Genomic DNA, 15,481 nt, shown 5'->3' on the forward strand with positions numbered 1-15,481 from the left:
CATTGTATCACCCTAGATCCAAGAAAAATTGTAATTTATGTATATGCTGTCATAAGTGTTAAACCTATACCCTATTAAAATGATTAAAATCAAAAAATCTAGACAACCCATGCCCATACAAATAGGACATAAGCAGTCTAGCAGTTTGTTGCTTCATTTATATTCGTTTAATATCTTGCTAGTTAGCGTTAAATTGTACCTAGTTCTTTACCTACCTTTTCATATGCCGCTAATGCTTGATCAAGCATTTCTTTTGTATGTGCAGCTGTAGGCATATTACGAACACGACCTGTACCTTTTGGCACTGTTGGAAAGACGATAGATTTCACATATATACCTTCATCTTTTAAGCGACTACTAAATGCTTGTGTTTCTTTTTCGTCACCTATGATTACTGGTGTAATTGGTGATTCAGAATTACCAATGTCAAAACCTAATTTTTTCAGTCCATCTTTTAAGTAATTACCATTTTCCCAAAGTTTATCGTGTAATTCTGTTGATGCCATTAATTTCTTAACAGCTTCCGTGATAGCTTTTGTATCACCAGGCGCTAGTGATGTTGAGAATAAGAATGGTCTTGATTGTGCTTTCAACCAATCGATTAATGATTGTGTACCAGCTACATAACCACCTACAACACCAATCGCTTTAGATAATGTACCGATTTGGAAATCAATTTTGTCTTGAAGGCCAAAATGTTTCACTGTACCTGCACCTTTACCCATGACACCAGAGCCATGTGCGTCATCAACATATGTGATTAAACCGAACTCTTCTGCAATTTCTACGATTTCTGGTAATTTGGCAACATCGCCATCCATACTAAATACACCGTCAGTAATATACATTACTTTATTGTATTGTCCAGATTCAACAGCTTCTTTTGCCTTAGCACGTAAATCATCCATATCTGAATGATTGACACGAATGATTTTCGCTTTAGATAAGCGACATCCATCAATAATTGATGCATGGTTTAATTCGTCTGATAGGATAGCATCATTTTTATTCATAACAGCTGAAATTGCTGCCATATTACAATTAAAACCTGATTGGTATGCAATTGCAGCTTCTGTACCTTTAAATTTCGCAAGCGTTTCTTCCAATTCATCATGAAGGTCTAATGTACCATTAATAGATCTTACCGCACCTGCACCTACACCATGTGTATCAATAGCATCCTTAGCAGCTTGTTTTAAATCTTCATCTGTTGCAAGTCCTAAATAGTTATTTGAAGATAAATTGACGTAATTTTTCCCGTTAATCTTAATCTCTGGTCCATTCGCACCTTCAATTGTATCAATTTCGTTATAAAGTCCATTATCTTTCAAATACTGAATATTTTCATCTAAAAAGCCATGTAATGACTGTACCACTGAAAATCCCCCTTTGAGTTATCTACTATTTAATCTTATCATAACCCATTTTCTTGTATCAGGAAAGTAGAATCCCACGAATCGTTAAAGCGTTTTCTACAATTTAATCAAAGTCATAATAATTGTCTCTACAGTAAAGTCATTTAAAATGATATAATAGAATAATCATTTTAAGGAAGAAGGGTTGAAGTTGTTTGATTGGTTTCAACTAGCAAGAGAAAAGGAAAACAGAATGATTCAAATACGTCGCTATTTGCATCAATATCCTGAAATATCATTTGAGGAGTATCACACACGTGACTACATCCTAAATCAACTCAGCCAACTATCATGTGAAGTACGTTCACCCGTCGGACGAAATGGCATCGTCGCAACATTTAGCAAACAAGGAGACGGTCCAACGATTGCATTGCGTGCTGATTTTGATGCTTTACCGATCAATGAATTAACAGAAGTGGATTACAAGTCTAAAAATCCTGGTGCGATGCATGCATGTGGACATGATGGCCATACAGCAACATTATTAGCGGTTGCTGAAATAATTGAAGCACATAAAAACAAATTAAATGGTGATGTCGTACTGATTTTCCAATATGGTGAGGAAATTATGCCCGGTGGCTCACAAGAAATGATTGATGATGGTTGCTTACAAAATGTAGATAGAGTATATGGAAACCATTTGTGGAGTGGCTATCCTACAGGCACAATTTATTCTCGTCCTGGTGCAATGATGGCTTCTCCCGATGAATTCAATATAACAATTCATGGTCAAGGTGGACATGGTGCAAAACCACACGAAACAATCGATCCAGTGGTTATTATGGCTGAATTTATCATCAGTGCACAAAAGATTGTTTCTAGAACAATTGACCCTGTAAAACAAGCAGTTATTAGCTTCGGTATGGTACAGTCTGGTTCAGCAGATAATGTCATTCCAGATGCAGCATTTTGTAAAGGCACAGTGCGTACTTTCGATACGGAAGTACAAGCACATGTGATGCACAAAATGGATAAGCTCTTACAAGGCTTAGCTGTTGCGAACGACATCACTTATGATTTTGATTATATCAAAGGCTATTTACCTGTCCATAATAATCCAAAATGTTTTGATATTGTTAAACAAGCTACAAATGATATGAATTTAAGATTTAACGAATCAGAATTAATGATGATTGGCGAAGACTTTTCACATTATCAAAAAGTACGTCCTGGCGCATTCTTTTTAACAGGTTGCGGTAATCCTGAAAAAGGTACCACACACCCACATCATAGTCCGTATTTTAATCTAGATGAAAAAGCATTAAAATATAGTGCCAGCCAGTTTTTAAAAATATTAGAGTTAGAAAATGTAATAACGCCTTAGGCTATTGATGCCTAAGGCGTTTTCTATACCCAAAGATTTCAATTTTTGAATTTTAAGCTCATTTTTACTGATATATCGTTAAAAAAGATTTAACACGAATATAAAAAAGAGTCTCCAAAAATTGGAGACTCTTCAAATCTATATCAAGATAAAATATCTTATTTGTAGATTTCAGTTACAACGCCTGATCCAACAGTACGTCCACCTTCACGGATAGAGAAACGTGTACCGTCTTCGATAGCGATTGGAGAAATTAGTTCAACTTCCATTTCTACGTTGTCGCCAGGCATAACCATTTCAGTACCTTCTGGTAAAGTAACAACACCTGTTACGTCAGTAGTACGGAAATAGAATTGTGGGCGGTAGTTACTGAAGAATGGCGTATGACGGCCACCTTCATCTTTTGATAAAACGTAAACTTCCGCTTTAAAGTTTGTATGTGGTGTAATTGAACCAGGAGCAGCTAAAACTTGACCACGTTGGATGTCTTCACGTGCAACACCACGTAATAACGCACCAATGTTGTCACCAGCTTCAGCGTAGTCTAATAATTTACGGAACATTTCTACACCAGTAACAGTTGTTTTGCTTGAATCTTCTTGCATACCGATGATTTCAACTTCTTCACCGACTTTGATTTGACCACGTTCAACACGGCCTGTAGCAACAGTACCACGACCAGTTATTGAGAATACGTCCTCAACTGGCATCATGAATGGTTTGTCAGAATCACGTTCTGGTGTTGGAATGAAGTCATCAACAGCTTGCATTAAGTCTAAGATTTTTTGCTCATAGTCAGCGTCGCCTTCAAGTGCTTTTAATGCTGAACCAGAGATTACAGGTACATCGTCACCTGGGAAGTCATATTCGCTTAATAAGTCACGAACTTCCATTTCTACTAATTCTAATAATTCTTCATCGTCAACCATGTCAACTTTGTTTAAGAATACAACTAATGCTGGAACACCAACGTTACGTGATAAAAGGATATGTTCACGAGTTTGTGGCATTGGGCCATCAGCAGCAGATACTACTAAGATAGCTCCGTCCATTTGAGCAGCACCAGTGATCATGTTTTTAACATAGTCAGCGTGTCCTGGGCAGTCAACGTGAGCATAGTGACGTTTTTCAGTTGTATACTCGATGTGTGAAGTATTGATTGTGATACCACGTTCTTTTTCTTCTGGAGCGTTATCAATCATGTCGTATGATTGTGCAACAGAGTCACCATTTTTTGCTAAAACAGTTGCGATAGCAGCTGTTAAAGTAGTTTTACCATGGTCAACGTGTCCGATTGTACCAATATTGGCATGTTCTTTTGAGCGATCGAATTTTTCTTTAGCCATTATAAAATCTCTCCTATTCGTTAGAAAATTAATTGTTAAATTTATCTCTCATGACAGTTTCTCACCATCATGAGAAGATGATTTATTTAGGTTAAAAGTACCATACAGTACCTTTATAATGCATTTTCCCTAAAAAATCAATCAATAAAACTGTAAGCCATATAATTATGCTTTACATGTATTGTACAGACTGTCACTGCACAATACAAGTTTAATTATTCAGCTGATTTATTACCAGTGTTTTTCTTGATAATATCTTCAGAAATTGATTTTGGAACTTCTGCATAGTGATCGAAGTACATAGTGTATGTTCCACGACCTTGTGTATTAGAACGTAATGATGTTGCATAACCGAACATTTCTGAAAGTGGTACAAAGGCATTTACAACTTGTGCATTACCACGAGGTTCCATACCATCAACACGTCCACGACGAGATGTTACGTCACCCATGATGTCACCCATGTATTCTTCAGGCATTTCAATTGTTACTTTCATCATTGGTTCTAAGATAACAGGTTCACATTTTTTAGCAGCTTCTTTAAGCGCTAATGATGCAGCAATTTTGAAGGCCATTTCTGATGAATCGACATCATGGTATGAACCATCAAATAATTTAGCTTTAACATCAATTAATGGATAACCAGCTAATACACCGTTTTCCATAGCATCTTTAAGTCCAGCTTCAACTGATGGAATGTATTCACGAGGAACTACACCACCAACGATAGCGTTTTCGAATTCGAAACCGCCACCTGTTTCGTTTGGTTCGAATTCAATTTTAACGTCACCGTATTGTCCACGACCACCAGATTGACGCGCGAATTTACCTTGAACTTGTGCTGATTGCTTAAATGTTTCACGGTATGAAACCATTGGCGCACCAACATTACATTCAACGTTAAATTCTTTTTTCATACGGTCAACTAAGATGTCTAAGTGAAGCTCACCCATACCACCGATGATAACTTGTCCAGTTTCTTCGTCAGTGTGTGCATGGAACGTTGGGTCTTCTTCTTGTAACTTAACTAAAGCTGTAGTCATTTTGTCTTGGTCAGCTTTAGATTTTGGTTCAACTGATAGGTGAATAACAGGTTCTGGGAAGTCCATTGATTCCAAGATAATGTCATTTTTCTCACCACATAAAGTATCACCAGTACCAGTTTCTTTTAGACCAACCGCAGCAGCGATATCTCCTGAGTAAACTGTGTTAAGCTCTTGACGAGAGTTAGCGTGCATTTGTAGTAAACGACCTACACGTTCACGTTTATTCTTCGTAGAGTTTTTAACATAAGAACCTGATGTTAATGTACCTGAGTACACACGGAAGAATGTTAACTTACCAACATAAGGGTCAGTCATTACTTTGAACGCTAACGCAGCGAACTCAGCACTGTCATCTGCTTTTGCGATAACTTCTTCTTCTGGATCATCAGCACGGTGGCCGACGATTGGTTTAACATCTAATGGTGATGGTAAATAATCAATTACTGCGTTAAGCATTAATTGAACACCTTTGTTTTTGAAGGCAGTACCAACAAGAACTGGGTAGAATTCAATATTATTAGTTGCTTCACGGATAGCGTCTTTTAATTCAGCTACAGTAATTTCTTCGTCACCAAGATATTTTTCCATTAATTCATCACTTGTTTCAGCTACTGCTTCAATAAGTGTTGCGCGAGCTTCTTCAGCTCTTTCTTTTTGATCTTCAGGAATTTCAATTTCTTCAATTTCAGTTCCTAAGTCATTGTTGTATTTGAAACATTTCATTTCAACTAAGTCGATGATTGCTTCAAATTCATCTTCCGCACCAATTGGTAATTGGATTGGTTGTGCATTCGCTTGTAGGCGATCATGAATTGTGCTTACAGCATATTCAAAGTTAGCACCTAATTTGTCCATTTTGTTTACGAAAACAATACGAGGAACGCTATAAGTTGTTGCTTGACGCCAAACTGTTTCAGTTTGAGGTTCAACACCTGATTGCGCATCAAGTACTGTTACCGCACCATCAAGTACACGTAATGAACGTTCAACTTCAACAGTGAAGTCTACGTGTCCTGGTGTATCAATGATGTTTACACGGTGATCATCCCATGAAGCTGTTGTTGCAGCTGATGTGATTGTGATACCGCGGTCTTGCTCCTGTTCCATCCAGTCCATTTGTGAAGCTCCTTCATGAGTTTCACCAATTTTATGGATACGTCCAGTATAGTAAAGAATACGTTCAGTCGTAGTTGTTTTACCAGCATCGATATGAGCCATGATACCGATATTACGAGTTCTTTCTAAACTAAAATCTCTAGCCATGTATTTTTCTCCTTCCAGTATAACTGCGAATAAATACTATAAATATGGCGATGCCCTAAGCATGCACCTAGATAGTAAACTATCAGTGTGGAACATGCTCAGGGAAAACCTACTATCCTACCAACGATAGTGAGCGAAGGCTTTGTTAGCTTCAGCCATTTTATGAACGTCTTCACGTTTCTTAACTGCACCACCAGTGTTGTTTGCAGCATCTAAAATTTCGTTAGCTAAACGTTCTTCCATCGTTTTTTCACCACGAAGACGTGAATAGTTAACTAACCAACGAAGGCCTAAAGTAGTACGACGTTCTGGACGAACTTCTACAGGTACTTGATAGTTAGAGCCACCTACACGACGAGCTTTAACTTCTAATACTGGCATGATGTTGTCGATAGCTTCTTCGAAAACTTCGATAGCTTCACGACCACTGCGTTCTTGAACTAATTCAAATGCAGAATAAAGAATTTTTTGAGCTGTTCCACGTTTACCATCTAACATAATTTTGTTAATCAATTTAGTAACTAATTTTGAGTTATGAATTGGATCTGGTAATACGTCTCTTTTTGGTACTGATCCTTTACGAGGCATAATATAAATCCTCCCTTCCTAATTATAATATATTTCCATTATTTATAACGAAAATTTACGCAATCTTAACCTTATTTTTTAGGTTTTTTAGTTCCGTATAATGAACGACCTTGTCTACGACCGTCAACACCTGAAGTATCAAGTGCACCACGTACGATGTGGTAACGCACACCAGGTAAGTCTTTTACACGTCCACCACGTACAAGTACAACACTGTGTTCTTGTAAGTTGTGTCCGATACCAGGAATATAAGCGTTGATTTCGATGTTGTTAGACAAACGCACACGAGCATATTTACGTAACGCAGAGTTAGGTTTTTTAGGTGTCATTGTACCTACACGTGTACAAACACCACGTTTTTGTGGTGAGTTTAAGCTAGTGTACTTTTTCTTTTTACTGTTGTAGTTTCTGTTCAATGCTGGTGAATCATAGTTTTTTGATTTGCTTTGTCTTGGTTTACGTACTAATTGATTAATAGTTGGCATGAAATATGTCCTCCTCTCTTCTTTTATAATCCCACACATCCAGGTGGTTCATTTTAAAGGTAAATAAAATTTAGTAAGAAAAAATCTTACTAATCTCATTTCAATAATGCAACAACAGTCGCATTAACGTTTATACCTACATACTTTCCTAAAGCTTGTTTGCTCTCGAAAAATGAGATAGATATGTTTTTGTGATTGATTTGACTTAACACGCGAGTCATCAGATGAACTTCAACGTCTTTAGCGATAATCAATGATGTCACTTGATCTTTATTCAAAGCTTTCAGCGTTTGTTTAAGACCAATAACATAGTGTTGTTTGTTAAAGCGTGCAACTTTTTCATTAGACATCTAAATATCCTCCAAAGTTCTGCTTGCATCAACCTTAATAATAATAACATCAAAATTACTGCGGAGTCAACTTTAATTAACATTTTTTGCAGAAAATATACAAAAAAATAAGAGAGCGAAATAAAGATTAAATGTTTCCATCAAATCTTTTATTTCGCCCGAGATCAAATGGTCAGTCGCTTAAAACATATGACATGTGATGGGGCCTTACAACCTCAACACATGTCTCTATATTTATACAACTTCAAATGAATGATAAACCATTTTACATTTCAAAAGCTATACTAGATTTCAGTTGGTTGAATCTCTTCAACGACTTCTTCAGGTGTCGCTTTATCATACTGTACATCACTGTAACGTCTCATACCTGTACCAGCTGGGATAAGCTTACCGATAATAACATTCTCTTTAAGTCCAAGTAAGTTATCACGTTTACCTTTGATAGCTGCATCTGTAAGAACACGTGTTGTTTCTTGGAATGATGCTGCTGATAAGAAGCTTTCTGTTTCAAGGGAAGCTTTTGTTATACCTAGTAATACAGGTTTAGATGTTGCTGGACGTTTACGTTCTTTGAACGCTTCACGGTTAGCATCTGTAAAGTTATGAATATCTACAAGTGCACCTGGAAGTAATTTCGTATCTCCTGCTTCAATGATACGTACTTTACGTAACATTTGTCTTACCATAACTTCAACGTGTTTATCATCAATTTCAACACCTTGCATACGGTAAACTTTTTGAACTTCTTTTAATAAATAGCTTTCTGTAGCATTTAAACCAGATATAGATAAGAAGTTCTTAGGTTCAATAGAACCTTCTGTAAGTGCTTCACCACGTTCAACACTTTGGCCAACTTCAACTTTTAATCTTGAAGTACCTGAAGCCAAGTAAGATTTCGTTTCATTTGCACCTTTGATGACGATTTCTTGTTGACGGTCTTTGGCAACACTAATGTCATCTACGACACCTTCAATTTCGGTAACGACTGCTTGACCTTTAGGGTTACGCGCCTCGAAAATCTCTTGGATACGTGGAAGACCTTGCGTGATATCACTACCTGCTACACCACCTGTGTGGAATGTACGCATTGTAAGCTGTGTACCTGGTTCACCGATTGATTGGGCAGCAATTGTACCAACTGCTTCACCAACTTCAACTTTTTCACCAGTAGCAAGGTTTTTACCATAACATTTTTCACATACACCATGACGTGTGTTACATGTAAATGCTGAACGGATATACATTTCTTCTATACCAGCGTCTGTGATTTTCTTAGCAATTTCTGCTGTTACTAACTCATCTGGACGAACGATAACTTCATCTGTTTCTGGATGACGAATCGTTTCTTTAGAATAACGACCTTCAATACGTTCGCTAAATGGTTCGATCATTTCAGTACCTTCTTTAATATCAGATACTAGTAAACCACGGTCAGTACCACAGTCTTCTTCACGAACGATAACATCTTGTGCCACATCAACCAGACGACGAGTAAGATAACCAGAGTCCGCTGTTTTAAGTGCTGTATCGGCAAGACCTTTACGCGCACCATGTGTAGAGATAAAGTATTCTAACACTGTTAAACCTTCACGGAATGATGAAGTGATTGGTAATTCAATGATCTTACCTGATGGTGCAGCCATAAGTCCACGCATACCAGCTAACTGTGTAAAGTTAGATGCGTTACCACGGGCACCAGAGTCACTCATCATAAAGATTGGGTTTGTTTTTTCAAGTGAACCCATTAATTCGTTTTGAATTTGGTCTTTAGCATCAGTCCAAATTTCAACAACTGCATTGTAACGTTCAAATTCTGTAATTAAACCACGGTTGAATTGTTTTTGTACTTTATCAACTAGTTTTTCATGTTCATCTAAAATTTGTTGTTTATCTGGTAAAACCACAATGTCAGATACACCAACAGTGATACCAGCTTTAGAAGAGAATTTGAAGCCTAAGTCTTTCATTCTATCTAACATCATAGATGTATCTGTGATGCTGAATCGATTGAAGACTTCTGCAATGATATTTCCTAAGAAATTCTTGTTGAATGGCTCGCTAAGTGGTTGCTCATCAAAATATGCTTTTAATCCACCCTCACCTAATTCAGTAGCAGAAACAAAGTATTTGTCTGGCGTACTGTTTTCAAGGTTATATTTTGTTGGTTCGTTAATGTATGCAAATGAATCAGGAATGATTTCATTAAAGATAACTTTACCAACAGATGTTGTTAAGATTTTTTGATTTTGTTCTTCTGTAAATGTTGGGTTATTGAATGAACTTGCATGCACACCTATACGTGTGTGTAAATGTACATAACCATTTGCGTATGCTTTTAACACTTCGTTTGTATCATTATAAATTGTACCAGTATTTACAGCATCTTTACGTTCTAAAGTAAGGTAATAGTTACCTAATACCATATCTTGTGATGGTGTAACAACAGGTTTACCATCTTTAGGGTTTAAGATGTTTTGTGCTGCAAGCATAAGCATGCGTGCTTCTGCTTGTGCTTCTTTAGATAATGGTACGTGAACAGCCATTTGGTCACCATCAAAGTCAGCGTTATAAGCTGTTGTAGCAAGTGGGTGTAGACGAATGGCACGGCCTTCTACAAGTGTAGGTTCAAATGCTTGAATACCTAATCTATGCAGCGTTGGTGCACGGTTTAAAAGAACTGGATGTTCTTTAATTACGTCTTCTAATACATCCCATACTTCATCATCCATACGTTCAATCTTGCTTTTAGCATTTTTAATGTTTGTCGCAATTTCACGTTGAACTAATTCTTTCATGATGAATGGTTTAAATAGTTCTAAAGCCATTTCTTTAGGTAAGCCACATTGATACATCTTCAAGCTAGGTCCAACAGCGATAACTGAACGACCTGAATAGTCAACACGTTTACCTAATAAGTTTTGACGGAAACGACCTTGTTTACCTTTAAGCATATGTGAAAGTGATTTTAATGGGCGGTTACCCGGTCCAGTTACTGGACGACCACGACGACCATTATCGATGAGTGCATCAACTGCTTCTTGTAGCATACGTTTTTCGTTTTGTACGATGATGCCAGGCGCACCTAAATCTAATAAACGTTTTAAACGGTTGTTACGGTTGATAACACGACGATATAAGTCGTTTAAATCACTTGTTGCAAAACGTCCACCGTCTAATTGAACCATTGGTCTGATTTCTGGTGGAATAATTGGAAGTACGTCTAATACCATCCAAGCTGGATTGTTACCAGAATGTCTGAATGATTCAACTACTTCTAAACGTTTAATCGCACGTGTAAGTCTTTGTCCTGTTGCAGACTCTAACTCATCACGTAATTCTTTTAATTCTGTATCCAAATCAATTTCATCTAATAATTCTTTGATACCTTCAGCACCCATTTTAGCTGTAAATTGACCAGGGAATTTATCATAGTACTCTCTGAATTCTGCTTCAGATAGTAATGTCTTTTTCTCTAAACCAGTTGGTCCTGGATTTACAACAACATAAGAAGCAAAGTAAATCACTTCTTCTAATGCTCTTGGTGACATGTCTAATAATAGTCCCATGCGGCTTGGAATACCTTTGAAGTACCAAATATGTGAAACTGGCGCAGCTAATTCAATGTGTCCCATTCTTTCACGGCGCACTTTAGATTTAGTTACTTCTACTCCACATCTATCACAAACCATACCTTTATAGCGTACACGTTTGTATTTACCACAACTACATTCCCAGTCTTTTGTAGGTCCGAAAATTCTCTCACAGAATAGACCATCTTTTTCTGGTTTTAAAGTACGATAGTTAATTGTTTCTGGCTTTTTAACCTCACCAAAAGACCATGAACGGATTTTTTCAGGTGAAGCAAGTCCTATTTTCATATAATGGAAATTATTTACATCAATCAAGGAGCCTACCTCCTTCAATTTAGATTAGCTGTGCAAATTGATTGATTGCTCTTTATCAATATTAGATAAACCCATAATGAGGCAAGTACGACGACTTCACCTCAATATGGTATATCTCTTTATAAACTTAAATGCGATCTGTATTAGTCAGTAATTTCTTTTTGTGATTGTGGCGCTTCTTTTTGTTGAAGGTCCACTTTACGTTCTACTGCATCTTCATCTTCGTTATCTTGCATGTCAATTTCATTGTCATGCTCATCCATAATCTTAACATCTAATCCTAAACTTTGAAGTTCTTTCATCAATACTCTGAATGATTCAGGAACGCCAGGTTTAGTGATATTTTCACCTTTGACAATAGATTCGTATGTTTTAACACGACCTACTGTGTCATCAGATTTATAAGTTAAGATCTCTTGAAGTGTGTAGGCAGCACCATAAGCTTCAAGTGCCCATACCTCCATCTCACCGAAACGTTGTCCACCAAATTGTGCTTTACCACCTAGTGGTTGTTGCGTAACAAGTGAGTATGGTCCAGTTGAACGCGCATGTAATTTATCGTCAACCATGTGTGCAAGTTTCAGCATATACATAACGCCGACTGAGATTCTGTTATCGAATGGTTCACCCGTACGTCCATCATATAATACTGTCTTACCATCACGTGCCATACCTGCTTCTTCAATCGTTGACCATACATCTTCATCACTCGCACCATCAAATACTGGTGATGCAACATGAATACCTAAGTTTTTAGCAGCCATACCTAAATGTAACTCTAATACTTGTCCGATATTCATACGTGATGGAACACCTAATGGGTTCAACATGATGTCAATTGGTGTACCGTCTGGTAAATAAGGCATATCTTCTTCAGGAACTAACTTAGAAATAACACCTTTGTTACCGTGACGACCACACATTTTGTCACCAACATGTATTTTACGTTTTTGAACGATATAAACACGTACTAATTGGTTTACACCTGGAGATAATGTGTCATCTCCTTCTTCACGGTTGAAGACTTTAACGTCTAGAACAATACCGCCTGCACCATGAGGAACACGTAATGATGTATCACGTACTTCACGTGCTTTTTCACCGAATATTGCATGTAATAAGCGTTCTTCTGCTGTTAATTCTGTTACACCTTTAGGCGTTACTTTACCTACTAAAATGTCTCCATCATTAACTTCAGCACCTACGTATACAATACCACGGTCATCTAAGTTTTTAAGCGCACTATCTGAAACGTTAGGAATATCACGTGTAATTTCTTCAGGTCCTAGTTTTGTATCACGTGCTTCTGATTCATATTCCTCAATATGAATAGAAGTATATACGTCATCTTTCACTAGGCGTTCGCTCATAATTACAGCATCTTCATAGTTGTAACCGTCCCATGTCATGAAACCGACAACTACGTTTCTACCTAACGCCATTTCACCAAGTTCCATTGAAGGACCATCGGCTAAAATTTCACCTTTCGTTACGACATCACCTGTAGCAACGATTGGTCTTTGGTTATAACAAGTACCTGTGTTTGAACGTTTGAATTTAGCTAATGGATAGCGATCGATTTCGCCTTCGTATTCTTGTCCATCTTCTTCGATAAGTTGGCGTACAAGGATTTCATTAGATTCAACGTGTTCAACACGGCCTTTATGTTTAGCAACAATTGCTGCACCAGAGTCACGAGCTGCTACGTGTTCCATACCAGTACCTACGAAAGGTGATTCTGGATTCATCAATGGAACTGCTTGACGTTGCATGTTCGCACCCATTAATGCACGGTTAGAGTCATCGTTTTCTAAGAATGGAATACATGCTGTTGCTGCAGAAACAACCTGTTTAGGAGATACATCCATGTAGTCCATTTTTTCTTTTGCCATAACTGTGTTATTACCACGGAAACGACAAACAACTTCATCATCTAAGAAGCGACCATTTTCATCTAACTTAGAATTCGCTTGTGCTACAACATAGCTATCTTCTTCGTCAGCTGTTAAATAATCAATTTGTTCTGTGATACTATTTGTTTCAAGATCTACTTTACGATATGGCGTTTCAATGAAACCAAATTCATTTACACGTGCATAACTTGATAATGAGTTAATCAAACCAATGTTTGGTCCCTCTGGTGTTTCGATTGGACACATACGACCATAGTGAGAGTAGTGAACGTCACGCACTTCCATTTGAGCACGTTCACGTGTTAAACCACCAGGTCCTAATGCTGATAGACGACGTTTATGTGTCAATTCTGCTAATGGATTGGCTTGGTCCATGAATTGTGACAATTGAGAACTACCAAAGAATTCTTTAATTGACGCAATGACTGGACGAATATTGATTAATTGTTGTGGTGTAATAGAATCTGTATCTTGGATAGACATTCTTTCACGTACCACACGTTCCATTCTTGATAAACCAATACGGAATTGGTTTTGTAGTAACTCCCCTACTGAACGTAGACGACGATTACCTAAATGGTCAATATCATCTGTGAATCCAATACCACTTAGTAAATTAAAGAAATATGACATTGATGCGATGATGTCAGCTGGTGTAATACATTTCACTTCTGAATCAGGGAACGCATTACCAATAACTGTCGTTGTGCGTCCTTCTTCATCATTAGGAACATATACTTTAATAGATTGAATTTCTACTGGTTCATCAATCACAGTACCTTCAAGTTCAAAGACTTCACTGTTAGCATTAGATTCTAATACATCCATGATTTCATCTAAATTACGACGATCTAAGACAGTACCTTCTTCAGCTACAATTTCACCTGTTTCAGCATTAACAATTGGTTCTGCTAATTTTTGATTGAATAAACGGTGTTTTAAATGAAGTTTTTTATTCGCTTTATAACGACCCACACTCGCTAAGTCATAACGTTTCGGATCAAAGAAACGAGAGTATAATAAGCTTTTCGCATTTTCTACTGTAGGAGGTTCACCTGGGCGTAAACGCTCATAAATTTCTAATAATGCTTGATCAGTATTTTCTGTACCATCTTTTTCTAACGTATTACGTAAGTACTCATTATCTCCTAAAAGATCAATAATTTCTTGATCTGTTGAGAAGCCTAAAGCTCTTAATAATACTGTTAGTGGTAATTTTCTTGTTCTATCAATACGTACATAAACTACATCTTTAGCATCAGTTTCATACTCTAACCATGCACCACGGTTAGGAATAATTGTTGCATCATAGTTTGTGCGACCATTTTTATCTAATTTTTCATTAAAGTAAACGGATGGTGAACGAACTAATTGTGATACGATAACACGTTCAGCACCATTAATCACAAATGTACCTGTATCTGTCATTAATGGGAAATCACCCATAAACACTTCTTGCTCTTTCACTTCGCCTGTTTCTTTAATGATTAGACGTACTTTTACACGTAGAGGTGCAGAATACGTCGTATCACGGTTTTTCGATTCTTCTAAATCATATTTTGATTCTCCAAGTCTGTAATCAACAAACTCTAAAGACAGATTACCTGTGAAATCTTCAATCGGTGAAATGTCTCTAAACATTTCATATAAACCTTCTTCTAAGAACCACTCGTAAGACTTAGTTTGAATCTCAATTAAATTCGGTAATTCTAATACCTCTGAAATTCTCGCATAGTTTCTACGTTTACGATGTCTTCCATATTGGACAAATTGACCTGCCAAACAGATTCACCCCTCAAAAATTGCGTGTTTACTTTTACTAAATCAGCAAATATAATTAGACAAA

9 protein-coding genes are annotated in these 15,481 nt (G+C 37.1%); 1 reads left to right on the forward strand and 8 read right to left on the reverse strand.

The annotated features are described in order from the left end of the window. Positions 1–188 precede the first annotated feature (188 nt). Complete coding sequence (locus KA926_RS03175) at positions 189–1,376, reverse strand: glycine C-acetyltransferase (RefSeq protein ID WP_210143603.1); 1,188 nt, start codon at positions 1,374–1,376, stop codon at positions 189–191. Positions 1,377–1,566: 190 nt separating this feature from the next. On the opposite strand from KA926_RS03175, the gene KA926_RS03180 reads away from it, so the two are divergent. Further along, the gene (locus tag KA926_RS03180) at positions 1,567–2,739 is read left to right on the forward strand and encodes a M20 family metallopeptidase (RefSeq protein ID WP_210143604.1); all 1,173 of its coding nucleotides are present in this window, start codon (positions 1,567–1,569) and stop codon (positions 2,737–2,739) included. A gap of 158 nt (positions 2,740–2,897) precedes the next feature. On the opposite strand, the gene tuf is transcribed toward KA926_RS03180, so the two are convergent. The 7 genes from tuf to rpoB all read right to left on the reverse strand — a co-directional run bounded on the left by tuf (position 2,898) and on the right by rpoB (position 15,417). Further along, complete coding sequence (gene tuf / locus KA926_RS03185; protein WP_064264070.1) at positions 2,898–4,085, reverse strand: elongation factor Tu; 1,188 nt, start codon at positions 4,083–4,085, stop codon at positions 2,898–2,900. Positions 4,086–4,300: 215 nt separating this feature from the next. After that, positions 4,301–6,394 carry an elongation factor G gene (gene fusA, locus KA926_RS03190; protein WP_210143605.1) on the reverse strand — a complete coding sequence of 698 codons (2,094 nt, stop codon included), beginning with the start codon at positions 6,392–6,394 and terminating at the stop codon, positions 4,301–4,303. 117 nt (positions 6,395–6,511) lie between these two features. Then, positions 6,512–6,982, reverse strand: coding sequence for a 30S ribosomal protein S7 (rpsG, locus tag KA926_RS03195; RefSeq protein ID WP_019468564.1), 471 nt, complete (start codon positions 6,980–6,982; stop codon positions 6,512–6,514). 71 nt (positions 6,983–7,053) lie between these two features. Then, on the reverse strand, positions 7,054–7,467 hold the full coding sequence (gene rpsL / locus KA926_RS03200) for a 30S ribosomal protein S12 (protein WP_019468565.1): 414 nt from the start codon (positions 7,465–7,467) through the stop codon (positions 7,054–7,056). A gap of 95 nt (positions 7,468–7,562) precedes the next feature. Then, positions 7,563–7,817 (reverse strand): ribosomal L7Ae/L30e/S12e/Gadd45 family protein, encoded by a 255-nt coding sequence (locus KA926_RS03205; protein WP_107384245.1) that lies wholly within the window; start codon positions 7,815–7,817, stop codon positions 7,563–7,565. Positions 7,818–8,101: 284 nt separating this feature from the next. Next, complete coding sequence (gene rpoC, locus KA926_RS03210; RefSeq protein WP_210140452.1) at positions 8,102–11,695, reverse strand: DNA-directed RNA polymerase subunit beta'; 3,594 nt, start codon at positions 11,693–11,695, stop codon at positions 8,102–8,104. Positions 11,696–11,865: 170 nt separating this feature from the next. After that, on the reverse strand, positions 11,866–15,417 hold the full coding sequence (rpoB, locus tag KA926_RS03215; protein WP_119517576.1) for a DNA-directed RNA polymerase subunit beta: 3,552 nt from the start codon (positions 15,415–15,417) through the stop codon (positions 11,866–11,868). Positions 15,418–15,481 lie beyond the last annotated feature (64 nt).

Origin of the sequence: Staphylococcus sp. GDY8P94P (assembly GCF_017892255.1) — a bacterium.
In the GTDB taxonomy this organism is placed as follows: domain Bacteria; phylum Bacillota; class Bacilli; order Staphylococcales; family Staphylococcaceae; genus Staphylococcus; species Staphylococcus cohnii.

Coding starts and splice junctions, on each gene's coding strand:
- rpsL (WP_019468565.1), bottom strand. CDS start 7,467: ATGCCAACTATTAATCAATTAGTACGTAAACCAAGACAAAGCAAATCA.
- rpsG (WP_019468564.1), bottom strand. CDS start 6,982: ATGCCTCGTAAAGGATCAGTACCAAAAAGAGACGTATTACCAGATCCA.
- tuf (WP_064264070.1), bottom strand. CDS start 4,085: ATGGCTAAAGAAAAATTCGATCGCTCAAAAGAACATGCCAATATTGGT.
- KA926_RS03205 (WP_107384245.1), bottom strand. CDS start 7,817: ATGTCTAATGAAAAAGTTGCACGCTTTAACAAACAACACTATGTTATT.
- rpoC (WP_210140452.1), bottom strand. CDS start 11,695: ATGAAAATAGGACTTGCTTCACCTGAAAAAATCCGTTCATGGTCTTTT.
- fusA (WP_210143605.1), bottom strand. CDS start 6,394: ATGGCTAGAGATTTTAGTTTAGAAAGAACTCGTAATATCGGTATCATG.